This window comes from Flavobacterium ardleyense (assembly GCF_042686085.1).
In the GTDB taxonomy this organism is placed as follows: Bacteria; Bacteroidota; Bacteroidia; order Flavobacteriales; family Flavobacteriaceae; genus Flavobacterium; species Flavobacterium ardleyense.
Genome location: NZ_JBHUOL010000001.1, coordinates 89,522 through 113,845 on the forward strand (window position 1 = coordinate 89,522; position 24,324 = coordinate 113,845).

Below are 24,324 nucleotides of genomic sequence, written 5' to 3' on the forward strand. Positions count from 1 at the left end.
AAAAAACATAATAATGAAAATTGATTTTAATTTTTCCCCAAATAGCACACTTAGTTTCCACAACTATATTAAAACAGATTATAATAATCGTTTTAATTCTTGGAAGAATTGTTATGAAGCATTTGCAGATATTAACCAAGATGAAAACGTACTTGCGTTACATTTAGGGTTTTATTTAGCTAGCTGGGGTATGTATAGAGGTTCTGCTGCTATTTTTCAGAAAGATTACACCATTCACATAAAAGCGGTTCAAATCATTAAGGATTTTTACGATTTAAGATGCGATACTATTCTTGAAGTAACTAGTTTAGATATTAGCAGAATTATATATCTAACAAAAGCACTTTATAAACATTACAACAGTTTACAATATATGATGAAAGAAGAGTTGGTTGATAGAAAACCAACTGATACTTTGATTTCTAAAATTATAATTGGAACTTTAGGATGTAGTCCGGCTTTTGATCGTTATTATAATAATGGAGTTAAAGCTAATGGCTTCACTTTTAATAAAATGAATGAGAAGAGTTACAAAGAGTTATTTCAGTTCGTAGAAGATAATAAAGCAGATTTAATAAAGTTGCAACAAGAATTATATAAAATTGACACTATTCATTATCCTTTATTGAAAGTAGTAGATATGTACTTTTGGCATGAGGGATATAATTTATAAAATATGGCATTTCAACCTAATAATATTACAAAAGAACATGTTTTAAAAGCAATTGAAAAGATTGAATTTGAAAAGAAAAAATTAAATACACCCACTCGATGGCAAGTATTAATTAATAATAAACCCTACCCTCCAAAGGAAGTTATGAAATATGCACATGAGCAAATGAATGGAGAACCGTTATGGAGCTACGGAGGTGGTGAGGGAACTAATAAATATTTAAAAAAGTTTGGTTTTGAAATGATTGATATGCAACAAGATGGAATCGAAAAATTAATAGAAAGTTACAAAAATCACATTAAAGAAACCCATCTAAATGATGAAAAATACAAATGGGAACTACTTTCACAATATAAAGGTCGACCAAATTTAGATGCTGAAAATCTACTAAATGAAATTAAAAGCATTGCCTATGGTAATTTAATTTACGCTATGGGCAAAGCAGTAATTTATAATTTAGTAGAAAATAAGCCTGACGAAATGCGTGTTCTTTTTAAAATGCTTTTTGATGAAAATAAAAGTTTAAAAGAAAGAGTAGCATCATTTAACTCTGAATCATTAGCAATTTATAGATCTTTAGGTGAGACAATGCAACATCATCAAGATGAAAGAACGATTGCAACTTATTTAACTTTTTATAATCCCGAAAAATATACTTTTTATAAATATTCGTTTTATAAAAAACTTTGCACTTTATTAGGCATTAATGAAGCTAAAAAGAACGAGAAATATCCACATTATTTGGAGTTAATTAATCAAATCATCGAAGATTATATTGAAAAAGATACCGAATTAATAGAACAAGTTAAAAGCTTCATTCCTGATTATTATGATGGAACGAATCACTTATTATTAGTACAAGATATTTTGTATCAAATGCTGGATAAAGAAGGAGATATTAATTATTGGGTGTTTCAAGGTAACCCAAAGATTTACAATGTTCAAGAATCGTTAAAAGCTAATGATTTAAAAACGTGGTTAGTAAATGCTCATAAAGAGAAAATAAAAAAAGGAGATAAATTTATATTATGGGTTTCGGGTAATAAATCGGGTTGTTATGCACTAGGAACTGTAATGTCAGATGTTGGCTTATACAAAGAAGGTGAAAACGAAAATAAATATTATTTCAATGTTTCAGAAAATGAAGAAAAAGATAGGGTTCTAGTTGAAATTGATTATAACTTTTGTGAAAGCCCAATTCTATGGGAAGATATTAAAGAGGATAAGTCTTTTGCAAACTTTAATGGTGGCAATCAAGGAACAAATTTTACTGCTACAGAACAAGAATATCAAAGTTTGCTAGATATAAATAGCTCTGGTCTTGATAATGTTTATGAAGAAGTTAAAAGAGTATTTGATAAAGATAAATTATATGATTTTTTAGCTTTTCTTAGATCATTCGTTCGTGAAAACGGTATTGCATTCGATGATGATAGAATTAGTTTTAATGTAAGAAAAAATATAAATAGACTTGTGTTCATTGTTGGAAATAGATATGTTTTTAGTATCGGAAAAATAAAAAAGAAAACTATATTCTCCTTTATATCTTCTGAAGTTTTAACTGTTAGGCACGGGAGCTTTACTAATTCAAAAAAAGAAATAGAAGCATACTGGAACGAGGTAGACGATATTAGCGAATTTTCAGAACAAATTAAAGATGCAATACTTATTGAATTATCAAGAAATAATAAAAGTCCATTTAGAAAATATACCAATAAAGATTTCATTTCTGATATTTATCAAATTAACTTATCTATGGAAAATCCTATAATTTCAAATTACACAGCTCCAATTAATCAAATCCTTTACGGTCCACCAGGAACAGGGAAAACATATAACACCGTTTTAGAATCGGCAAAAATTATTACAGGAAATGATGCTATAAGTTATGATGAAGCTTTGGAAGTATTTAATACTAATTTAGGCAACCAAATTGAGTTTATTACGTTTCATCAAAATTACAGTTACGAAGATTTTATTCAAGGTTTGCGTCCAGATACAGAAAACGGAAGTGCTTTAACTTTTGAGAAAAAAGATGGCGTTTTTAAACGCATTGCAGATAGAGCTTTGAAAAATCTATCAGCATCTAAAAATCCAGCAACCGCTAAAAAAGATTTTGATTTGGTTTTTCAGGAATTACTTAAACCTTTAAATGGAGGCGATGTTGAGGAGCTGGAAATTAAAATGAAAAAATCTTCTTTTTATATTACGGAAGTCGGCGAGAAATCAATTGAATTCAGAAAAAATATTGGTGATTCCAATCATACGCTTAGCATTAATACATTACGAAAAATGTATGAAAAAGGAGTTAATGATTTAATTCTTGGAGGATTGCAACCTTATTATAATCCAATTTTAGAACTGTTACTAGAAAACGGTAAAAGCAATGTTCAAATTGTTAAGCAAGAAAACTACGTAATCATTATAGACGAAATCAACCGTGCTAATATTTCACGCGTTTTTGGCGAGTTAATTACCTTAATTGAAGAAGATAAACGTTCACATGGTAAAATACCAATGCGAGTAACATTACCTTCGGGAGATTCGTTTATTGTGCCTTCAAATTTATATATTATTGGAACAATGAATACGGCAGATAAATCAATTGCATTACTAGATATCGCTTTGCGAAGACGTTTTGAGTTTGTACCTATGTATCCAAATACTAAAATTGAAGGGATAAACAGTCCAACCGTTTTAGAAACAATAAACACCGAAATTATAAAACGAAAAGGCCACGATTTTACCATTGGTCATGCTTATTTTATGGGAGAAGGATTCGTTTTAGAAAAAACAATCAATAATAAAGTAATTCCTTTATTACTAGAGTACTTTATGAATGATGAAAAAGAGGTTGCAACCATTTTAAGAGCAGCCAATATTGAGTTGGAAGGTTGGCCATTGAAAATGAAAACAACGTGATAAACCTTTTTGAATATAAAAATAAAACAGCTTTTCCTGAAGAAAATTTCGAAGATTTAGAAATGTTCTTAGATGATATATGGAATAAACGAGAGAAGTCATTTTATTATAACGAAGAAGAAAATAGGGAAGAAGTGCAACGATTTTTACAATTCTTTCATAAAACGAAAGAACTAAAATCGAATAAGTTTGTAGGCGTAATTCATTTTCAAGAACAAACCATAAACTTACTTCCTAAAATTTTTCATCATGATAAAAACACCACCGAAGACGATGTGAAGGTTATAAATGCACACGTATTGTGGTGGTTGAGCTATTGCCGAAAGCTGAAGTTTCCAAACTATTTATCAGGATTAAATACGGAGAAATCTGATTTTTTTGAAATCTTAATTTACTTGTATAGTAAATATACCAAGGAGCTTTTAAACTCGTCTATTTTTCAAAGATATGTTGAGGTAGAAAATGAACTCAACTTTTTAAAAGGTCGAATAAATTTCAATACGTACATTAATGAAAATTTAGCAAAAGGAAGAAATCACAAAGTGAATTGTACCTATGATTCTTTTGAAATGGACAATCCGTTTAACCAATGTGTAAAACAGGTTACTAAACTATTGGTTTCGGTTTCTAAAGATCATCAAAACAAACGTAATCTTAACGATATTTTATTTTTATTAGATGAGGCTTCAGATGTTACCATAACTGCCGAAGAATGTAAGAGAATGCAATTCAATCCTATGTTTTCAAGTTTTGAAACCGTTCGAGATTATTGTGTCTTATTTTTAGAAAATAGTATTTCATTCAATTATAAAAGTGACTTAAAATTATTTGCATTTTTATTACCGATGGAATATGTTTTTGAAGATTTTATTTATGGATTTATCGATAAAGAAATTGAAGGTGTAAATCCCAAAGGGCAAGCCTCTGGAACGTATTTAGATGAAGCAAAAAACTTCGGTTTAAAACCCGATTTAATTTTAGATTTAGGATTTAAAAAAGTAATTGCTGATACCAAATATAAAATGGTGTATACAGATGATTTGGATCCAAAAAGAGGAATTTCCCAACCCGATTTATATCAAATGTTAGCATATGCCGTTCGCTTTGGTATTCAAGAAATTAAATTATTCTATCCCAATTCAGTTGCAACCAATACAATAAATGAAGTTGCAACTATAACGATTGCCGATAAGCTTGCTGATGAGAAAAAGATAGTAATAACAGCACACCAATTACCAATAGTTGATAACACAATTTCTGTTGCAACCATTTTATCTCAGGATAGATTGATGGATTGTTTTGAAGATCTTAGAATTCAGTTAAAAGTTTCGTTAGAGGGAATTTTATTAGAGAACTAGTTTTTTTTGTATTTCCCAATACAATATCTTCTTTTCCTTTATTAATAAGGGTTAAGGAGGGTGCAGGTGTACTCTAGGTGTTACAAAAATTAGGTATTAAAGGGAAAATATAATTTTCACAAATTTATATTTTTTAAGCTATTAATAATCATTCAACACATAATGAGTACTTCTACCACCTGACTCAGCTTTTATTAATATTCCTTTATTTACTAAGTCGGTTATATCTCTTAACGCTGTATCTGGTGATGTTTTTGTGATTTTTGCCCATTTACTTGAGTTTAAATTGCCTTCGAAATTATCCAAAAGTATATTCAGCATCTTTTGTTGACGCTCATTACTTATCAAATGTGTGTTATTTGCCCAAAATTGATGCTTTTTAACCACTTTATCAACTATTGCACTAGAATGTATGATGCTGTTTTTTAAACATTCTAAAAACCATATAATCCAATTTGTAATTTCTAAATCTCCTTTTTGCGTTCGTTCTAAAATGGTATAGTATCTTTTCTTTTGTTTGTTTATTTCTGTTGACATACTATAAAAACGTTGGTTTACACCATCTGCTTTTGAAAGTAACATATCAGTTAAAGCTCTAGCGATTCTACCATTTCCATCATCAAAAGGATGGATTGTAAGAAACCAAAGGTGAGCAATAGCGGCTTTTAGCAATAAATCTAAAGGCTGTTCCTCATTAAACCACGTTATAAATTGATTCATTTCAGTAATTAATACTGTTGCATTTGGTGCTTCATAGTGAATGGTTTCTTTTCCCATTCCGCCTGAAACTACTTGCATCGCTCCAGTTCGCCATTGTCCCACTTCAATTTTGTATAAACCACTTCTGCCGGTTGGGAATAATGCTCCGTGCCATCCAAACAAACGCTCACCTGTCAAATTTTTGTTACTGTTCTGAGTCGCATCAAGCATTAATTCAACTATACCTTCTACATTTCTATTTGTGTTTTCTAATCCCGAGTGTTCTAATCCTAAACGAGTAGCAATAGAAGAACGAACCAGTTCAGGATTTAAAATTTCGCCTTCTATTTCAGAAGTTTGAAGTACATCTTGAATTAAAGTTTCTAAATTGGCTTCATCTTTTAATTGAAATCCTAGCAATTCTACTTTACCCATCACTTTACCTTGCAACTTACTAACTTCACTTAATAGCGAAATAAAGGCTTGCTCATTCCATTGTAAGTGAGGCCAATTTTTAAGTTGATGGATATAAGTTGCCATTTTAATTTTCGTTTATGCGGTAAATATAGTGATTATTCTCCGCAAATTATGCGGTGAATAAGAATTCTATTCTCCGCAAAGGAATTTTATTAATTAAAATTTGAATAAAAAAGGAATCAAATTTTGTATTTACTTCCCAATACAAAAATTCGCAAATATATTACCAAGCAACTCATCATTAGATACTTGCCCTGTAATTTCTCCAAAATGGAACAACGCCTGACGAATATCAATCGCCATTAAGTCCGACGAGATGCCCGAATCCAATCCCCATTTCACTTTCTGAATTTCTTCCAACGCTTTTAAGAGCGAATCATAATGACGTGTATTCGTAACAATCGTTTCATTATTGCGAAGTGCTCCTGTGTTTACAAATGAAAGCAAGGTGTTTTTCAGCTCTTCGATGCCTGTTTTTTGTTTGGCAGAGATAGTTTCGAGTTTCAAGTTTAAAGTTTCAAGTTGTTTGCGGATCGTTTCAACTTCTTCAATTGGTAATAAATCTACTTTGTTAATTAAAACGATAAGGGGTTTTAATGGGAACTTATTTTTGATTTTCTCTATTTCAACCTGAAACTTTAAACCTGAAACCTGTAATTGTTTTGCGTCAAGCAAAAGGATTACAACTTGTGCTTGCTCGATTTTCTCAAACGTCTTCTGAATCCCGATGCTTTCTACCACGTCTTTTGTTTCACGAATTCCTGCAGTATCAATAAATCTAAAACTCATTCCTTCAATGATTAATTCGTCTTCAATGGTGTCACGAGTTGTTCCGGCAATGTCTGAAACGATGGCACGTTCTTCATTCAATAAAGCATTCAATAAAGTGGATTTCCCAACATTCGGTTCGCCCACAATTGCTACTGGAATTCCGTTCTTAATCACGTTTCCAACGGCGAAGGAATCAATTAAACGTTTCAATACGAATTCAATACGTTCTAGTAATTCGTGAAATTGTGTTCTGTCTGCAAATTCTACATCTTCTTCTGCGAAGTCCAATTCCAATTCAATCAAGGAAGCAAAATTCAATAGTTCTTCACGAAGTTTTGCTATTTCATTACTAAAACCACCACGCATTTGTTGCATTGCAATTTGGTGCGACGCTTCATTATCGGATGCAATCAAGTCAGCAACCGCTTCTGCTTGCGATAAGTCCAGTTTCCCGTTTAAAAAAGCACGTAAGGTAAATTCACCAGGCTGGGCCATTTTCGAGCCTTTACGGAGCAATAGTTGGATGATTTGTTGTTGGATGAATGTGGAACCGTGACAAGAAATCTCTACCACATTTTCACCGGTATAAGAATTCGGACCTTTGAAAATAGATAGTAAGACTTGATCATACGTTTTCGCACCGTCCATAATGTGTCCGAGGTGAAGCGTATGTGTTTTTTGTTTGGTAATATCTTTTCCAGAAACCGATTGAAATACTTCAGCTGCAATCGCAATCGCGTCGGCACCAGATAATCGAATAATAGCAATGGCTCCGGCTCCCGAAGGCGTGGCTAAAGCAACAATAGTTTCTTGTGGAATCATAATTTTCATTTAATAGTGCAAAGATAGAGAATTTGATGCAATAGTGGAGGGTCATTTTCGGGAGGATGGTTCGCGTTGAGGTTTGTGGTTGGAACGCGCATTGGACGGATGCTACGCAACGCGGATGGGCAAGGATTTTTTTGGAACACAGATTGGAGGAATTTAAAAAATTTAAAAAATCTTTGTGTTGAACTTATATGTCTTATATGTTGGAACGCGGATTGGGCTGATGCTACGCAACGCGAATTGGCACGGATTTTTTTGCAACACAGATTTAAAAAACTTAAAAAAAACTTATCTGACTTATATGTTGGAACGCGGATTGGGCGGGTGCTACGCAACGCGGATGGGCGCGGATTTTTTTTACAACACAGATTGGAGGAATTTAAAAAATTTTAAAAATTTTTGTGTTGAACTTATATGTCTTATATGTTGGAACGCGGATTGGGTGGATGCTACGCAACGCGGATGGGCGCGGATTTTTTTGAAACACAGATTTTAAAAACTTAAAAAAACTTATCTGACTTATATGTTTTAAAAAGATACTGAAACGAGTTCAGCATGACAATATTTTATTTTCCTTGTGGACTTTGTGAAACCTTTGTGCCTTTGTGGTTAAATAAAAATTAAAAAACCACTATCGCAAAAGCTTAGTGGTTTTTAAAGTAGTTTGGTTTGGTCATAAGATCTTTCAGGGTTAAAACTGTAAAATCGAATATTGTGAATTAGTAGCTGATTAGAAAGCAATATTCTAAATTCAGACTTCTAATTTCTAAATTTTTTAGTTGCTCAACATTACCGGCATAACCAGCATCGTAACAGTTTCTCCTTCGTCTAAGCCGTCAACTGGTGTTAAAATTCCAGCTCTGTTTGGCATTGACATCTCTAATTGGATTTCGTCACTTGTTAAGTTATTCAACATTTCTGTAAGGAAACGCGAGTTGAACCCAATTTGCATATCGTCACCTTGATAATCACAAGTCAAACGTTCGTCTGCTTTGTTAGAATAATCGATGTCTTCTGCAGAAATGTTCAATTCAGTTCCAGCAATTTTCAAACGAATTTGGTGCGTAGTTTTGTTAGCAAAAATCGCCACACGACGAACCGAGTTTAAAAACTGAATTCTGTTGATTAATAATTTATTTGGATTCTCTTTCGGGATAACCGCTTCATAATTTGGATATTTTCCATCAATTAAACGACAAGTCAATACATAGTTTTCAAAAGAAAATGTTGCATTTGAATCGTTATATTCAATAGAAATTTCAGAATCAGAAGCGCCTAAAATTCCTTTTAAAATGTTCAAAGGTTTTTTTGGCATAATAAAATCAGCTACTTGAGATGCTTTTACATCCGTGCGTGCATATTTTACTAATTTGTGTGCGTCAGTTGCTACGAAAATTAATCCTTCTGGTGAAAACTGGAAGAAAACACCACTCATTACAGGGCGTAAATCATCGTTGCCAGCAGCAAAAATAGTTTTACTAACTGCAGTAGCTAATACTTCAGCAGGAACTAATGTTTTTGAAGGATCGTCTAACTGTACTGCTTTTGGAAATTCATCTCCTGGAGCATAAGCAATTGCATATTTACCTGAATTAGAACTAATCTCTACAGTTGAATTTTCTTCTACTGTAAAAGTTAACGGCTGCTCAGGAAATGTTTTTAAGATATCTAATAAAAGTTTTGCAGGAATAGCTACACTTCCTTGACTTGTAGAATCAATTTCTAAAGTCGCGGTCATTGTAGTTTCTAAATCTGAAGCTGAAACTTTTAATTGGTTGTTGTCTAATTCAAAAAGGAAATTATCAAGAATTGGTAAAGTATTACTACTGTTGATAACACTTCCTAAAACTTGTAATTGTTTTAATAAATACGAACTCGATACTATAAACTTCATCATCTTGTATTTTAAAATCGTTAATTGATTTTATATTTCACAAATATATTCTAATTCTACTCAAATGCAAAAACAAATTATCAACATCTACTTACTATATTTCCTTTTGCGTAAGAATGTGAATAGAAATCCGAAAAGCGCTAATATAACTAGTGGTAATCCGATAGTTATGATTTGGGCAGTCGTGTAATTTTTATAAACTTCTTCTTTATTGAGTAAGGGTAAATTTACATCTTTACTTCGGATGTTAATAAGTCCGTTGTCATCCAACAAATAATTGACGCAATTCATCAAGAAATCTTTGTTGCCAAACAATTGATTGGTATACTTGTCAAAACCTAGTTCTAAAGGCATTCCTTTGTCTAATTGGTTCTTAATGATATCACCATCAGAAATCACAATCATTTTATTGTCTTTTCCTGCAGCCTGAAATTTTTTATCTGCAAAGGGCAAGATTCTATTTTGATAAGCCGACTTGAATTTTCCTTCTAATAAAACTGCCATAGGTAACAATCCTTTTCCTAGATATTCTTCGGGAGTCGTTTGTTCCATTACCATTTCCAATGAAATAGGAGTTGGTGTTCCTACTGGTTTTGAATATTCAGACGAACTCAATAAAACCGTTTTCTTGATGTCATTTTTCAGCAATTCTATTGGCGAAGCAAACTCAAATTTAATTCCTTCTATATTTTTCACAATCGGATGAACCGAAGTTGGATAAGCAAAAGGTGAAAAACGCCATTTATATTCTTCTAATTTCGTTTCGCTACCTTGGTTTCCCGAAGCCATTTTAATCGGTGTCGCATATTCGTCCTTCACCAATAACGGATTAATTCGAATACCATATTTGAAGAACATATCGGTTAAATTCAGTTCACGATTAACGGCTAAAATTGTACCGGTTTCGTTATATAAACTGTCCATATCAGCAGCAACGGCATCAACCATCCAAATCGTTTTTCCACCGTTCATAATGTATTGATCCAGGACCAATTTTTCTTCTTCGGTAAAGGCTTCCGTAGGTTTTGCAATTACGGCTAAGTCATATTTTTTTAAAGCTTCTAGCGTTTGAGTTGGTTGTTTTGATACCGAATCTAAAGTAAAGGTTCCAATGTAATAACTCTCACGAACTGACTTCACGAAATCAGCAATAAACGGATCTTGCAATTCGCCATTTCCTTTGATAACTGCTATTTTCTTCTGCTTGTCTTTGGTAATCTTGGTGATAGCTTCCGCAAATCCAAACTCTAAATGTTGGACGGAACTAATTACTTTTTCTTCCGTAGAAGCACCCATTAAATTCTTTAACAAACTAACTTTTGCGAATTTATCACCGTATGTGGCTTGCGCCCAAGGAAATACTACTTCTTGCGATTGTTTTCCTTTGTCTTCAACAGTAATATTCAAGGGTTGCATCCCTCTTTGATAGAACTGTTTCATTACTTCTACACGCATTTCTTCTTTTTCAATTGGATTTTTGAATTGGAAACGAATGTTGCTGTTATAAGCTGAAAATTCCTCTAAAAGTTGTTTGGCTTCATTTTGAAGTCGTGTAAATTCGGGAGGAAAATTACCTTCTAAATAAACGTCAATATGTAACGGACTATCGACCGTTTTGATGATATTTAAAGTTGTTTCGGATAAAGTATAGCGTTTGTCTTGCGTTAAATCGAAACGCTTGAAAAAGAAATTACTTAAGAAATTAAGGGCTACGATGGCTAAAAATACAATTCCCAATTGTTTTAAAGCAAGTTGTTTGTTGTTTTTCATTACCATTTCAACGTTTTAAGTTTATAAACGGTAGCCGATAAAAACAGGAAGGTGATACTGCTGAAATAAATAATATCTCTAGTATCTAAAACCCCTCGACTCATACTTTTAAAATGAAAATCCATTCCTAAAGAAGCAAATGTGGAGCTGTAATTACCAAATAGAGAGGCAATTCCGTCAAAGCCAAAATAGAAAAAGAAACAACAAAAGACAGCAACTATAAAAGCCACAATTTGATTGTCCGAAAGTGTTGAAGTGAAAATCCCGATTGAAGTGTAAGAAGCAATCAAAAACAGCAGTCCGAAATACGAACCTAAAGTGCTTCCCATATCAATATTTCCTTGTGGATTTCCAAAGTGTGAAATCGTTAAAACATAGATTATAGATGGAACGATTGCCAGTACAATTAAGATAAAAGCGCCTAAGAACTTTCCATTTACAATGTCCCAGTTGGATAAAGGTTTGGTAAACAATAATTCAATAGTTCCTTGTTTGATTTCATCTGAAAAACTGCGCATGGTTACCGCCGGAATTAAGAAGATTAAAATCCAAGGTGCTAATTTAAAAAACGGACCCATATCGGCAAATCCTGAATTTAGAATATTGAAGTCGCCATCAAAAACCCAAAGAAATAAACCGTTGAGTAAAAGGAAAATAGCGATAACTAAATAACCTATTGGCGAACCAAAAAAGGATTTAATTTCTCTTAATAATAGTGCTTTCATTTATTTTGTTTAATTTTTTTAAGAAGAATAATAACTTCTATCTTATTCCAAGGTTGCTAATCGATCCACGCTCCAGGCTTCTGGTTTGTCGCTAAATAGTTTTTTCACAAAACTCCAAACGTCATTAAAAAGTACTGAATCTCTATATTTTTCTAAGGCTTCTTCGTTATCCCAATAGCTGTAAGTAAAGAAAATACGCGGGTCATTTTTATCTTGATACAATTCTAAAAATTGATTGCCTTCAAAATTTCGAATCATGTGTTTTACTTCTTCAAAATTATTTAAAAAAGTGTTAATATGCTCTTCGTGAAAACGTAATTTTACAATTCTTATAAACATTTTTTTAATTTTTAAATTCGATAATAATAGAATCTCTAAAACGCAAGCCTAAAAGAGTGGAAGCAGCGCCAATTGTTTTTGGATTGCTTTTATAAATGGCGATTTCAAGGAAACCATTTTCATTAAAAAGGGCTAAGAAATCGCCTTCGTAATCTTTAATGTTTCGACTATCAACCATTGGGAAATCGGCATAACTTCTATGAATACGCGTAATTTTTTTATTTTTCACCTTTATTTCGAAGGTTTTATTGCGCGATAAATCTGTAAATTGTTTCTGCGAAATATTAGTAACGCAATTTCCGAAGGAATCAATATAAATAATCTGACCTATTAAGGTTTGTGAATCATTAGAAAGTACGGTTGAAAAAGTATTTTTTGGTTTCAAGTCGAAAATTTCTTTTCCAATCACATTCAACAAGCCGCCGCGAGAAATATGTCCGGCAACTGCCACAAAAACATCCATATCACTTGCGTTTTTTTGCAGTCTATCGTGAATGTTAATTGACACCATTTTCTGCGCTAATTTCTTATGAAGTAATGCATTAAGGATTCCGTTATCGGCACAAATAAAATAATGATCGTCCCATTGCATAGCAATATGTTGGATCTCGTCCGTACGTTCGCTATCCACCGCAATAATATGAATCGTCCCTTTTGGAAAACTATTGTAGGAAGCTTCAATGCAATAACTGGCTTCAACGGTATTAAATAAGTCAATTTCGTGCGAAATGTCTACAATAACTGCTTCTCTGTGTTCAGACAAAATTTTGCCTTTCAAAGCGCCTACGAAATAGTCTTTGTGTCCAAAGTCGGTGGTTAGTGAAATTATTGACATTTTTTTGTTTATAACTTATTCGGAAAGCAATGCTTGTTTTTAGTAAATTTGATTGCAAAGCTACTATAATTTTAGCGTTTCAAAAATAATTAAAAAAACAAAGCCTTTGAACGAAAGAGTCATAGAATTAATCGACATTGCTCCAAAAGATTTTTGGGGCGCACAAGATGCTCATCTTGAAACTATTAAAAAGTATTATCCGAAATTAAAAATTGTAGCTAGAGGCACCACTTTAAAAGCTTTTGGCGAAGCAGAGATTTTGGATGAATTTGAAACACGTTTCAAAAGATTGATGCTACATTTTACACGCTATAATAGTATTGATGACAATGTTATTCTAAGAGTTTTAGAAGCAAGTCATCAAAACGATGTGCAACAAATGCACGATAGAGATAAAATTTTAGTCCACGGAATAGGAGGAAAGCTCATTAAAGCGATTACGCCAAACCAACAAAAGTTAGTAGATTCCATAAATAAAAATGATATGGTTTTTGCTATTGGTCCGGCCGGAACGGGTAAAACTTATACGGGTGTTGCCATGGCGGTGAAAGCTTTGAAAGATAAACAAGTTAAGAGAATCATATTAACGCGACCAGCAGTTGAAGCAGGTGAAAATTTAGGATTTCTTCCGGGTGATATGAAAGAGAAACTAGATCCGTATATGCAACCTTTATATGATGCTTTGCGCGATATGTTACCGCCTCAATCGTTAGAAGATTACATTTTGAAGGGAATTATTCAAATTGCACCTTTGGCTTTTATGCGAGGAAGAACGTTGGATAATGCTTTTGTGATTTTAGACGAAGCACAAAATACCACGCATTCGCAAATGAAAATGTTCCTTACTAGAATGGGCAAAAACGCTAAATTTATGATCACGGGAGATCCCGGACAAGTCGATTTACCAAGAAGAACCATTTCCGGATTGAAAGAAGCGATTTTAATTTTAAAAGATGTGGAAGGTGTTGGTATTATCTACCTTGATGATAAAGATATAGTTAGACATCGTTTAGTAGGAAAAATCATCGAAGCTTATAAAAGTATTGAAAACATTGAGTAAAATAAAACCAAACTTACTTCGTTATCATTAAACTTTTAAAGTTAAACACAATTTTTTTAAAAAAACATCGAAAATCATATGGCTGTTTGGCAATATCAATTAAATATCGTTCCTAAAAAAGCTATAATTGAGAAATATGGAGAAATTCCTAGCACATTATTAATTGATTATGATGGTTGGGAGAAATATTGGGAAAATGTAAAATATGACAATGGATTTCCTGACCCTGAATTTGAGGATGCGAAAACTATAAAATGGTGGACAAATATAAAACTCGATATTAAAAAAACTACGGAGCAAATTGACAAATTAGTTTCTCGTGGCGATTGGAATGACGATGAAGATTCTGGATTTATAGGTTGGAAAGGTAATTCAGAAAAGTTTGAAGATAATGACGCACATATTGCTTATGATAAAAAAACGAATATAATTTCGGAATTTCAATTCAGAGCGGATTTGCGTAAAAAAGAAAATATAACCGAATTTTTGAACGGAATGCTTAACTTATGTGAGCAAAATGATTTAATGGTTTTTAATACAGACGGAATTTTATTTGAACCTAAATCTGAATTAATTTATGAGAATTTAAAGAAATCTAACGCAGTGGAATTTTTAACTGACCCAGAAAAATTTCTTGAAAAGATTGCGGAAAGAGAAAATAAAAGACAACCAAAAAAGGTTAGTTTTTGGTCAAAAATTAAGGCATATTTTGAATGAAAATCCAGTGCCTAACGCCTTGTATGAGCAATTGAATGGTATTTGCTCATCTGAAAAATTCTTGGAAATTTTCCAGCGTAGTTTTTTATATTTAATGGTTCGTGCTTTAACACGCAAAGGTTCAATCGCAACAAAGATTTATTGATATGAAAAAGGTAGTTTTAGTAGTAGCCACACTAAGTTTGGGTTTTACGTTTGCACAAGAAGCACCAAAATTAGTGATTCCAAAAGTGGAAGTGACGCCAAAAAACTCTTGGTTTAAAGCCGGATTAACAGCGGGTGTTCCTATGAGTGATACAAAAGATGTTGCGTCTTTCAATGTAGGCGTTGATGTGAGAGCACAATATTTGTTCACCGCACATTTTGCAGTGGGTTTTGCTTCGGGATACAATCATTTCTTTGGAAAAGATGAGGTTGAAGATTTTGGAGTAATTCCGTTGGCTGGATTTGCACGTTACTATTTCCAAAAAGAAGGATTATTTATCGGAACGGATTTCGGTTTTGGTATTCTTTCTAATGTAGAAAATAACGATGGTGGTTTGTATATCAATCCGCAGATTGGTTACCATAATAGAGATTGGAATTTTTACGGATATTATCAGAATACATTTACAGATGATATAAATATTCGCTCTTTAGGATTAGGAGCAACATATAATATTAGATTCAAATAATAAGAAATTAAAGGAGGCTTAATGGTCTCCTTTTTTATTGCAATAAAATTTTCAGAAAGGAAATAATTCAATTACTTTTGCGCAACACAAACAACAACACAACAAATGAATACAATTACCACTACCGACTTCAATTTCCCTGGTCAAAAATCAGTTTATCGTGGAAAAGTTAGAGAAGTTTACAATATCAACGACGATTTATTAGTAATGGTGGCTACTGACCGACTTTCGGCTTTTGATGTAGTTTTGCCTAAAGGAATTCCTTACAAAGGTCAAATCTTAAATCAGATTGCTACTAAATTCATGGAGTTGACTTCAGATATTGTTCCCAATTGGTTAATTGCAACACCAGATCCAAGTGTAGCAGTGGGTCACTTGTGCGAACCTTTTAAAGTGGAAATGGTAATTAGAGGTTATTTATCAGGTCACGCCGCACGTGAATATGCAGAAGGAAAAAGAATGATTTGTGGTGTTTCAATGCCGGAAGGATTAAAAGAAAATGATAAATTTCCAACTCCGATAATTACACCAACAACAAAAGCAGACAACGGTTCACACGATGAAGATATTTCGCGTGAAGCGATTTTGGCAAACGGAATTGTTTCGGAAGCAGATTACATCGTTTTAGAAAAATATACTAGAGCTTTATACCAAAGAGGAACTGAAATTGCTTTATCTCGTGGTTTAATTTTAGTAGATACAAAATACGAATTCGGAAAAACTAAAGAAGGCGTAATCGTTTTAATTGACGAAATTCACACACCAGATTCTTCGCGTTATTTTTATTCGGAAGGATATCAAAACCGTCAAGACAATAATGAAGAGCAAAAGCAATTGTCGAAAGAATTTGTACGCCGTTGGTTAATTGAAAACGGTTTCCAAGGAAAAGACGGACAACAAATTCCAGATATGACAGAAGCATATATCGAAACGGTTTCAGAAAGATATATTGAATTGTACGAAAATATATTAGGAGAGAAATTCGTAAAAGCAGATATTTCAAACATCAACGAACGCATCGAAAAGAATGTTTTAAATTACCTTCAAAATAGATAAAATACAAAAAATCCCAAATCAGCTGATTTGGGATTTTTTTATAACCACTCCTAATTTTAAAATATAAGTTTATTCCCTAGAATCTTCACAGTATTTCGTTGTGATTATTCTTTGTCGGTTATGAATTTAATAGCTTCCTGAACGTTTCCGTCTAAAAGCAAATCATCAAAATTATCTTGATTAGTAATTGTAATATCTGGAATTATTTGTTCGTAAAAAGTACCAGTTCTATCAGCATCGTAACCTCCTGTTATGGAAATATAGGCGCCGAAAGCTAAATCTGCCACACGGTTCGTTGTAGTCTTCCCATTTGTTTTTTCGCCAATAAAAATAGTATTCGCTCTCCCTTTAAATGCTAAAGCAGTTACTTCACCAGAACTTCCTGTCGCAATGTTTGTAAGAACTGCAACTTTTGCTGTATCGAGCAATATTCCTTTTGGATTTATGTACGATATTTTTTTAGAACCACTTATATATTTCCCTTTGCTTAATGTAATTTTACTTATTACTTCTTTTTCTAGGTTAATCGTTGCCCAAATATCATTATCACCAAGAAAATCATACAATCCCAAAAGCATCGGCACACAATTACCACCGGTATTAAAACGCAAATCAATGATCCATCCTTTTAGCTGATGCGAATTTTTAATTTTATTAATGGAATCGTACATAGGTTGCGCTATACTATGAGTGTTTTTTGAACTAAAGTCGTCCATAATTATTTCGGGCATCAAAATATAACCAAATTGGTCGTCTAGTACTTTAACTTCAAAATTTGGCTTCGTTTTATATTTTCCCAACCATTGCTCGCTAAAATCTTTAGCAGTAGGACCTGGGAAATTACCTGTATAGCTAACGTCTTTATATTTTACACTACAGTGATCTGCAGCTGCAAAATCAAAAATGGTCGCCACTTCTTTTAGCGAACTTTTAAAATCAGGATATTGAGGTAGGTCTTTTACAACTTTTGTTCGTAATTCAGACCATTCTACTTTGTCTTTGTACAAATATCCTTTTTCCATTACTGAAAATAGTTTATCATAAAAGACGCGTATGCTATCTTGAGAAGATTTTAATTTCTGTGCGTTTAAGTTGTTAACTGTAAATCCTAAAAACACAAAAAGTATCAAGCGTTTTTTCATAAAGTAAATTGTTGGTTAATATCCAATGATTTCTCCCGAACCGGCTACAGTTTTGTCCACAGTTGCAGGTTTGTTTTTGTATTTTATGGTGCCACTTCCGGCTACTGCTGCAGTTAAGTTATTCGTGCAATTTACTTTTAAATCGCCTGAACCTGAAACGGCTACACTTGCGTTTTCCGAAACTAACTTCGAACAATCAATGTCGCCTGAACCCACAACTTTAGCTTCTAATTCTTTAGTTTTTCCAGAAATATTAATATCACCTGAACCAGTTAATGAAGCAGTTATTTTCGTGGCATTCACATCTATGTCAACATCACCTGAACCGGATAATTTTACATTGAAATTTGAAGCATTTAATGTCGTTTTTGAAATAACATCGCCTGAACCTGAAAACGTAATGCCGCTTATTTCTTCAACTGGAACCGTTATAGTTATTTCTGAACGATAATTCACATTTAAATTTTTCTCGAAAGAAATGTGCAGTTCGTTATTCTTAACCTCGGTTACAATATGAGTGATAATATTCTCATCCCCTTGGATTGTAATATTCCCTTCTTTTCCAGCAACCAAAAGAATTTTAAAAGAACCTCCCGCATTTATTGCATCGTAAGTTCCGGTGGTGCGATTCTGAGTAGTTTGAACGCCACTTTCTTTAATTTTTCGGCTATTCTTTTTTTGTGCATTGGTAAACGTAAAGCACAGTAATACAAGTGTTAAAGCTAGTTTTTTCATAATTTATTTAGTTAATAATTGAACAGATCCGTAATTGGTATTTATATTAATTTTTGATTTCCCTTGACTTAAATGATAACCTGAGTAGGATTTTGAAGTGCTTTTTTCATCTTTATCAGTATATTTTACGCCTAAACTATCTTTAAAAGAACCATAAGACAAAGCAACATCGAAGTCAAAAGCATAATCTGAAGCACAAGCAATTTTTGCATGTGAATAATTTCCATCGATTGAAATTGAATTTGTTCTAGAATTACCTTCTAAATAAATATCGCTGTAATTCGAATTAATGGTAGTTGCATTTTTAATTTCGCCTAATTTTAAAGTTAGGTAATTTCCATTTATAGTCGATTTTGAAAGTGAAGTAGATTTTATCTTAGTATAATTTGAAGCAATATTTAGATTTTCAATAGTTTGAAATACAAAAGTATTATAATTTCCATTAATACTTAATTGATTCGCTTTCCCAATTTCAACAGTAGAATACTGACTTTTTAAACTCAATTTATCAATTGAATTGATAGTTGTGCTGGGCGAGTAAGCCAAAGTTATAGTGTTTGATTTATTAGTGAATTGGCCTAAAGTCAAACTTCCATATTTACATTCAATAGTCGAACTACCATTTAATTTATCGATGGCGATGTTTCCGTATTTATTTACCAAATCAACGCTTCCGTTTCTTGGAATTTTAACCACATAATTAATTTCGTAACTAATGTTGTTACCACTTCCATTTTTAGTGTTTAATTCTGTTTTAGCAGAAATTTTACTTATATTTCCTTGGAAACTCACATCAATTGCTTTCAAAAGTTCATTTACTTTTGATTCGTTATTTCCGGAAACCTTAATATTTACTTGAATTGAAATTTTACTTTCATCCCACAAATACACATTAATTGCTCCGTATTTATTATTCACGTTCAATAAAGCATCTGCATTTACTTCGTAAGTTTTAGAAAGTGTTTTTTCTTTGTTGAAAGCCTTTTTCTCGTCATAAGCCCAAATCAATTTCGGGATTAAAATCAGTAAGAATAAGAGTTTATAAGTGGTTTTCATTTTTATCGGTATTAAAATTATTAAGCTGTTCTACTTGTTCCATAACTTGTTGTAAAAAGGAAATTCGGGTTTGCATATTGGTAATCATGGCAAAGATTACTTGTTTGTTTTCTCCATTTTTCGCAATTTCTTTTTTCAATTTTTCATAATCGGTTTCTAGTTTTTTCATTTCGTTTAAAGCATCCGTAATCAAAACTGTAGTCATCGGATTTTTCTGCTCCTTCAAATTTTTCAACTCAGACTGAATTACCGATGAAAAATAATCCTGCGTTTCCTGAACTTGTGGTGATAACTGAATTTCTTCTTGCTGAGAATTCGAATAGAAATACATCAAAACACCAAAACTCAAAAATAAAGAAGCCACAAGCGATAACGGAATCCAATTTCTTTTCTTCGGCTTAGCCACTTTTAGCTTTTCTAAAAATCGTTTTTCGTGACCACTTTCCGGGTTTTCGAAATCCCAATTAGTAGTTCCTTCAAACAATTCATTTATATTTTTATGCTCCATATTCATTCGCTTTTTTTCTTAAACTTTCTTTTGCTCTACTCATTGTCGTTCTGCAATTTTCATTCGAAATATTCAAAATGCCTGAAATCTCTTCTAAATCATAACCTTCAATAAAAAACAAAGTCAAAATAACTTTATAATTCGGCTTCAAGCCTTGCATAATTTTTAAAACTTGTTCGGCTTTTAATGAATTTACCGATAACGATTCTTCTTCATTTGGGTCAACCAACTCAAAATTCTCATTCAGACTTTCCGTTTTATAATTCGAATTTTTTTTCAATTCATTAATACTTCGGTTCACAACGATTTTCTTCAGCCAAGCACCAAACGTTACATTGCCACTATAGGAATCTAATTTTGTGAAAGCACTCAGAAATCCGTCTTGCATAATTTCTTCGGCCAATGCTTTATCGTTCACAATTCTAAAAGCCACATTAAACATCGCACTATAATATTGATTATAGATCGCAAGTTGTGCTTTCTGATTGTTCTCTTTGCATTGCTGAAGCAAAAAAGCTATTTCCGAATTTTGGTTTTTCAAGTTGATTAGTTAATTCATCTACACAAAAGACAACACAATTTTCATAATGTTACAGTTTGGTAAAAATATTTTCATAAAAATAAAAAATCCGAACGGTTAAATTCGGATTTTAGAAAAGCTTTTCGCAATTGTATATTATTTGAAGTAGGAAAAATCGTGATTATTCTCTAATTTCAATAAAGTTTCATAGATTAATTTAATCACATTTTCCACGTCATCTCTGTGAACCATTTCAACAGTCGTGTGCATATAACGCAACGGAAGTGAAATTAATGCCGACGGAACTCCACCATTACTATAAGCAAAAGCATCAGTATCTGTTCCAGTTGCTCTTGAAGAAGCATGACGTTGGAACGGAATATCATTCGCAACCGCTGTATCAACAATCATTTCTCTTAACACATTTTGAGTCGCTGGAGCGTAAGCAATAACTGGACCTTTACCCATTTTTAAATCACCTTCGATTTTCTTATCAATCATTGGCGTATTGGTATCGTGACAAACATCGGTAATAATAGCAACGTTTGGTTTGATGGTTTGCGTGATCATTTCGGCACCACGTAAACCAATTTCCTCCTGCACCGAATTCACAATGTACAAGCCAAAAGGTAACGTTTTCTTATTTTCTTTTAATAAACGAGCCACTTCAGCAATCATAAAACCACCCATTCGGTTATCAATTGCTCTAGAAACAAATTTATCTTTGTTTAAAACCTCAAAATTATCAGGATAAGTAATCACACAACCTACGTGAACGCCTAAAGCTTCCACTTCAGCTTTGGTAGAACAACCACAATCGATGAAGATATTACTGATTTTTGCCGGTTCTTCTTTGTCTCTATTTCTAGTATGAATTGCTGGCCAACCAAAAACACCTCTTACAATTCCTTTTTTAGTATGAATATTTACGCGTTTAGAAGGTGCAATCATGTGATCACTTCCGCCATTTCTAATCACATAAATTAAACCTTCATCTGTAATATAATTCACATACCACGAAATTTCGTCTGCGTGACCTTCGATTACAACTCTGAAAGGAGCATCTGGATTAATAATTCCAACAGCACTTCCATAAGTGTCCGTCATAAAAGTATCCACGTATGGTTTTAAATAGTCCATCCATAGTTTTTGTCCTTCAGATTCATATCCTGTTGGCGAAGCGTTATTCAAATAATTTTCCAAAAAAGTCATTGAAGACTCCTTTAATATCGATTTAGTAGTCATTTAAAATATTTTTTTTGCTAAATTAGAAATAACTAATCAGAATTACATATATATTTGATATTTTTGAACTACTTTTTGATTGTATCATTATTCAGCGAAGTTATTATATTATGTTTAAAATAAAATTCACGTGTTTTCTCTTCTTCCTCTTCTTTAGCTTTTGTGGTTTTGGACAGGTTAAAAAAGACAGCTTAGTAATGACGGCTCAAGATTCGTCTATTATTTATTCTATGGAATTGCGTGAAATCATTGTTTCTCCTGATGGTGTAACTACGTTTAATGACGAAGAGCGAAAAGCAAAGCTGATTTTAAAACGACGTATTTTTAGAGTTTATCCCTACGCTAAACTTACGGCCGATAAATTAACGCAGATGAATGCCACAATGGCCAAGTTAAAAACGGATAAGGAAAAAAAGAAATACTTCAAAATTGTTGAAAAGTACCTGGAAGAAGAATTCGAACCTCGTTTAAAAAAACTATCTCGTAAAGACGGACAAATATTAGTAAAACTGATTCACAGACAAACCGGAACCTCCACTTTTGATTTAATCAAAGAATACAAAAGCAGTTGGAAAGCATTTTGGGCAAATTCAGCAGCTAAAATGTTTAGTATCGACCTCAAGACAGAATACAAACCGTATGAAGTAATGGAAGATTATCACATCGAAGGAATGTTAGACACCGCTTTTCAGTTAAATCAGTTGATTAAGCAAGAAGCAAAAATTCCGATAAACTTCAATCAACTGAATGGATACTGGTCAAACAAAACCAAACCAAAATCAGAAGCTAAGCAAGATTAATTTTTATTAGGAGCACAGATTAGCATTTCATAAGACTATTCGTCCCGCTGTCCGTTCTATCTTTTTACAAACCCACCAGGTTTTATGAAACCTGATGGGTTTATAAAAAGGATGCCACTCCCATCGGGGCTATCAAAAAACGTGTAGCTTTCCAGTTTACTATCCCTTCCAATCTTTGTGTGGATAATTCTCTCAGTCTTTCTCTCGGTCTTTGTCATGCTAAACTCGTTTCAGCATCTAAATAATTTCACATTTATGTATAAGGAGGATACTTCTTTAAATCTTTAACGACAATCTTTCTCTCAATCTTGTCATGCCGAACTCGTTTCAGCATCTCAATTATTACTCCTATATATAAGGAGCAGATTCCAAAATCCATTCTCACGAACTTTCTCACGATTCTTTGTCATGCTGATTTCGTTTTAGCATCTCAATTTTCTACACCTATATATATATAAGGAGTAAACTTCCTCGATTAATGAAAGTAAGATTTGTCATGCTGAACTCGTTTCAGGATCTCATTTTTCTACACCTATATATAAGGAGCAGATTCCATAATCCCTTCCCGCAAACTTCATCACGATTCTTGTCATGCTGAATTCATTTCAGCATCTAAATATTTACACCTATATATAAGGAGTAAATTTCCTCGATTCGTAAGAATAAGATTTGCCATGCAGAACTCGTTTCAGCATCTAATTATTCATACCTATATAAGGAGCAAACTTTCTCGATTCCTAATCACAAGATTTGTCATGCTGAACTCGTTTCAGCATCTAAATAATTTCACACCTATATACAAGGAGCAAACTTCTTTAAATCTTTACCGATAATCTTTATCTCAGTCTTGTCATGCTGAACTCATTTCAGCATCCCCATTTTCTACACCTATATATAAGGAGCAAACTTCCTAGATTCTTAATACAAATCTTTGTCATGCTGAATTCATTTCAGCATCTGAATTATTACACCTATATATAAGGAGCAAATATTCCAATCTTTAAACTCCGTCAATTAAATCCCAATTCCATCGATTTTCCAATAATTCAAATATCAACGTCAATACAAGATCTGCATAAAGATATTAATAACTCCAATTTTCACATTCAACGTCAATTTCCACTAGATGTGAAAAATAAAAAAAACCTTCTTTTATAAAAATAGTAGAATTCACCAGATGATATAAGGGGCAAATCACGCTTCAAACCACTTTGAAAGTAAAATTCCACGATCTAAAACCCTGATTGTATAAAATAAATAAAAATATTTGCTTCTGTTTAAGGGATAGAACCATCAAAAAAGCGCTAATTTCAATAAAAAGCACATTATTTTTAAATCGGAGCAAGAATTTTAAATAGGAGGGACGCTATTGTAATGGTTATGCTACTGCTGGTAACGCATCATAATCCCGCCTTTAACCGTTAAGCTAAAAAAAACTTCAAAAAAACTTTTATACATTAACTTCTTGTTATCAATGAGTTAAGACAAAGGTTAAAAAAAGATTAAAAATAAAGTATGAA

Annotated in this window: 21 protein-coding genes; 8 read left to right on the top strand and 13 right to left on the bottom strand. The window is 32.7% G+C overall.

Going from position 1 to position 24,324, the window contains the following annotated elements; translation table 11 throughout:
• Positions 1–13: 13 nt before the first annotated feature.
• From ACFSX9_RS00445 to ACFSX9_RS00455, 3 genes are read left to right on the top strand one after another with little or no spacing between them, the layout of a single operon-like run.
• On the top strand, positions 14–673 hold the full coding sequence (locus tag ACFSX9_RS00445) for a hypothetical protein (RefSeq protein WP_379803011.1): 660 nt from the start codon (positions 14–16) through the stop codon (positions 671–673).
• Positions 674–676: 3 nt separating this feature from the next.
• A complete protein-coding gene (locus ACFSX9_RS00450) occupies positions 677–3,595 on the top strand; it encodes an AAA family ATPase (protein ID WP_379803013.1) in 2,919 nt (972 codons plus the stop codon).
• Positions 3,592–4,953: an McrC family protein gene (locus ACFSX9_RS00455; RefSeq protein WP_379803015.1), complete on the top strand. Its 1,362-nt coding sequence runs from the start codon at positions 3,592–3,594 to the stop codon at positions 4,951–4,953. The genes ACFSX9_RS00450 and ACFSX9_RS00455 overlap by 4 nt, the downstream gene beginning before the upstream one ends.
• A 141-nt stretch (positions 4,954–5,094) precedes the next feature.
• On the opposite strand, the gene ACFSX9_RS00460 is transcribed toward ACFSX9_RS00455, so the two are convergent.
• From ACFSX9_RS00460 to ACFSX9_RS00490, 7 genes are all read right to left on the bottom strand, one after another.
• Entirely contained in the window at positions 5,095–6,192 is a 1,098-nt protein-coding gene (locus tag ACFSX9_RS00460; RefSeq protein WP_379803017.1) for a Fic family protein, read from the bottom strand.
• A 129-nt stretch (positions 6,193–6,321) separates the two neighbouring features.
• Complete coding sequence (mnmE, locus tag ACFSX9_RS00465) at positions 6,322–7,722, bottom strand: tRNA uridine-5-carboxymethylaminomethyl(34) synthesis GTPase MnmE (protein ID WP_379803019.1); 1,401 nt, start codon at positions 7,720–7,722, stop codon at positions 6,322–6,324.
• Between the two features lie 781 nt (positions 7,723–8,503).
• Positions 8,504–9,622 (bottom strand): DNA polymerase III subunit beta, encoded by a 1,119-nt coding sequence (dnaN, locus tag ACFSX9_RS00470; RefSeq protein ID WP_379803021.1) that lies wholly within the window; start codon positions 9,620–9,622, stop codon positions 8,504–8,506.
• An 87-nt stretch (positions 9,623–9,709) separates the two neighbouring features.
• A complete protein-coding gene (gldG, locus tag ACFSX9_RS00475; RefSeq protein ID WP_379803024.1) occupies positions 9,710–11,392 on the bottom strand; it encodes a gliding motility-associated ABC transporter substrate-binding protein GldG in 1,683 nt (560 codons plus the stop codon).
• The gene (gldF, locus tag ACFSX9_RS00480; protein ID WP_379803026.1) at positions 11,392–12,117 is read right to left on the bottom strand and encodes a gliding motility-associated ABC transporter permease subunit GldF; all 726 of its coding nucleotides are present in this window, start codon (positions 12,115–12,117) and stop codon (positions 11,392–11,394) included. Before gldF ends, gldG begins: the two co-directional genes overlap by 1 nt.
• Positions 12,118–12,159: 42 nt before the next feature.
• Positions 12,160–12,456 (bottom strand): putative quinol monooxygenase, encoded by a 297-nt coding sequence (locus ACFSX9_RS00485; RefSeq protein WP_379803029.1) that lies wholly within the window; start codon positions 12,454–12,456, stop codon positions 12,160–12,162.
• A 4-nt stretch (positions 12,457–12,460) separates the two neighbouring features.
• On the bottom strand, positions 12,461–13,291 hold the full coding sequence (locus ACFSX9_RS00490; RefSeq protein ID WP_379803032.1) for an SAM hydrolase/SAM-dependent halogenase family protein: 831 nt from the start codon (positions 13,289–13,291) through the stop codon (positions 12,461–12,463).
• 106 nt (positions 13,292–13,397) lie between these two features.
• On the opposite strand from ACFSX9_RS00490, the gene ACFSX9_RS00495 reads away from it, so the two are divergent.
• From ACFSX9_RS00495 to ACFSX9_RS00510, 4 genes are all read left to right on the top strand, one after another.
• Complete coding sequence (locus tag ACFSX9_RS00495; protein ID WP_379803034.1) at positions 13,398–14,351, top strand: PhoH family protein; 954 nt, start codon at positions 13,398–13,400, stop codon at positions 14,349–14,351.
• A gap of 78 nt (positions 14,352–14,429) precedes the next feature.
• Entirely contained in the window at positions 14,430–15,068 is a 639-nt protein-coding gene (locus ACFSX9_RS00500; protein ID WP_379803037.1) for a hypothetical protein, read from the top strand.
• A gap of 146 nt (positions 15,069–15,214) precedes the next feature.
• A complete protein-coding gene (locus ACFSX9_RS00505; protein ID WP_379803039.1) occupies positions 15,215–15,742 on the top strand; it encodes a hypothetical protein in 528 nt (175 codons plus the stop codon).
• A gap of 105 nt (positions 15,743–15,847) precedes the next feature.
• Complete coding sequence (locus tag ACFSX9_RS00510; protein WP_379803042.1) at positions 15,848–16,798, top strand: phosphoribosylaminoimidazolesuccinocarboxamide synthase; 951 nt, start codon at positions 15,848–15,850, stop codon at positions 16,796–16,798.
• A 104-nt stretch (positions 16,799–16,902) separates the two neighbouring features.
• Here the strand turns inward: ACFSX9_RS00510 and ACFSX9_RS00515 are convergent, their stop codons facing one another.
• The 6 genes from ACFSX9_RS00515 to ACFSX9_RS00540 all read right to left on the bottom strand — a co-directional run bounded on the left by ACFSX9_RS00515 (position 16,903) and on the right by ACFSX9_RS00540 (position 22,004).
• Complete coding sequence (locus ACFSX9_RS00515) at positions 16,903–17,940, bottom strand: S41 family peptidase (protein WP_379803045.1); 1,038 nt, start codon at positions 17,938–17,940, stop codon at positions 16,903–16,905.
• Between the two features lie 15 nt (positions 17,941–17,955).
• The gene (locus ACFSX9_RS00520; protein ID WP_379803048.1) at positions 17,956–18,675 is read right to left on the bottom strand and encodes a head GIN domain-containing protein; all 720 of its coding nucleotides are present in this window, start codon (positions 18,673–18,675) and stop codon (positions 17,956–17,958) included.
• Positions 18,676–18,678: 3 nt separating this feature from the next.
• Positions 18,679–19,731 (bottom strand): hypothetical protein, encoded by a 1,053-nt coding sequence (locus ACFSX9_RS00525; RefSeq protein WP_379803051.1) that lies wholly within the window; start codon positions 19,729–19,731, stop codon positions 18,679–18,681.
• Positions 19,715–20,239 carry a hypothetical protein gene (locus ACFSX9_RS00530; protein WP_379803054.1) on the bottom strand — a complete coding sequence of 175 codons (525 nt, stop codon included), beginning with the start codon at positions 20,237–20,239 and terminating at the stop codon, positions 19,715–19,717. Before ACFSX9_RS00530 ends, ACFSX9_RS00525 begins: the two co-directional genes overlap by 17 nt.
• Positions 20,229–20,780 (bottom strand): RNA polymerase sigma factor, encoded by a 552-nt coding sequence (locus tag ACFSX9_RS00535; RefSeq protein WP_379803057.1) that lies wholly within the window; start codon positions 20,778–20,780, stop codon positions 20,229–20,231. Before ACFSX9_RS00535 ends, ACFSX9_RS00530 begins: the two co-directional genes overlap by 11 nt.
• Positions 20,781–20,915: 135 nt before the next feature.
• Positions 20,916–22,004, bottom strand: coding sequence for a M42 family metallopeptidase (locus tag ACFSX9_RS00540; protein WP_379803060.1), 1,089 nt, complete (start codon positions 22,002–22,004; stop codon positions 20,916–20,918).
• Positions 22,005–22,114: 110 nt separating this feature from the next.
• Between ACFSX9_RS00540 and ACFSX9_RS00545 the strand changes: the two genes are divergently transcribed.
• The gene (locus tag ACFSX9_RS00545) at positions 22,115–22,804 is read left to right on the top strand and encodes a DUF4294 domain-containing protein (protein WP_379803062.1); all 690 of its coding nucleotides are present in this window, start codon (positions 22,115–22,117) and stop codon (positions 22,802–22,804) included.
• Positions 22,805–24,324: the final 1,520 nt, after the last annotated feature.

Coding starts and splice junctions, on each gene's coding strand:
- ACFSX9_RS00460 (WP_379803017.1), bottom strand. CDS start 6,192: ATGGCAACTTATATCCATCAACTTAAAAATTGGCCTCACTTACAATGG.
- ACFSX9_RS00485 (WP_379803029.1), bottom strand. CDS start 12,456: ATGTTTATAAGAATTGTAAAATTACGTTTTCACGAAGAGCATATTAAC.
- ACFSX9_RS00530 (WP_379803054.1), bottom strand. CDS start 20,239: ATGGAGCATAAAAATATAAATGAATTGTTTGAAGGAACTACTAATTGG.
- ACFSX9_RS00505 (WP_379803039.1), top strand. CDS start 15,215: ATGAAAAAGGTAGTTTTAGTAGTAGCCACACTAAGTTTGGGTTTTACG.
- ACFSX9_RS00540 (WP_379803060.1), bottom strand. CDS start 22,004: ATGACTACTAAATCGATATTAAAGGAGTCTTCAATGACTTTTTTGGAA.
- ACFSX9_RS00450 (WP_379803013.1), top strand. CDS start 677: ATGGCATTTCAACCTAATAATATTACAAAAGAACATGTTTTAAAAGCA.
- ACFSX9_RS00515 (WP_379803045.1), bottom strand. CDS start 17,940: ATGAAAAAACGCTTGATACTTTTTGTGTTTTTAGGATTTACAGTTAAC.
- mnmE (WP_379803019.1), bottom strand. CDS start 7,722: ATGATTCCACAAGAAACTATTGTTGCTTTAGCCACGCCTTCGGGAGCC.
- ACFSX9_RS00520 (WP_379803048.1), bottom strand. CDS start 18,675: ATGAAAAAACTAGCTTTAACACTTGTATTACTGTGCTTTACGTTTACC.
- ACFSX9_RS00545 (WP_379803062.1), top strand. CDS start 22,115: ATGTTTAAAATAAAATTCACGTGTTTTCTCTTCTTCCTCTTCTTTAGC.
- ACFSX9_RS00500 (WP_379803037.1), top strand. CDS start 14,430: ATGGCTGTTTGGCAATATCAATTAAATATCGTTCCTAAAAAAGCTATA.
- gldF (WP_379803026.1), bottom strand. CDS start 12,117: ATGAAAGCACTATTATTAAGAGAAATTAAATCCTTTTTTGGTTCGCCA.
- dnaN (WP_379803021.1), bottom strand. CDS start 9,622: ATGAAGTTTATAGTATCGAGTTCGTATTTATTAAAACAATTACAAGTT.
- ACFSX9_RS00525 (WP_379803051.1), bottom strand. CDS start 19,731: ATGAAAACCACTTATAAACTCTTATTCTTACTGATTTTAATCCCGAAA.
- gldG (WP_379803024.1), bottom strand. CDS start 11,392: ATGAAAAACAACAAACAACTTGCTTTAAAACAATTGGGAATTGTATTT.
- ACFSX9_RS00445 (WP_379803011.1), top strand. CDS start 14: ATGAAAATTGATTTTAATTTTTCCCCAAATAGCACACTTAGTTTCCAC.
- ACFSX9_RS00510 (WP_379803042.1), top strand. CDS start 15,848: ATGAATACAATTACCACTACCGACTTCAATTTCCCTGGTCAAAAATCA.
- ACFSX9_RS00490 (WP_379803032.1), bottom strand. CDS start 13,291: ATGTCAATAATTTCACTAACCACCGACTTTGGACACAAAGACTATTTC.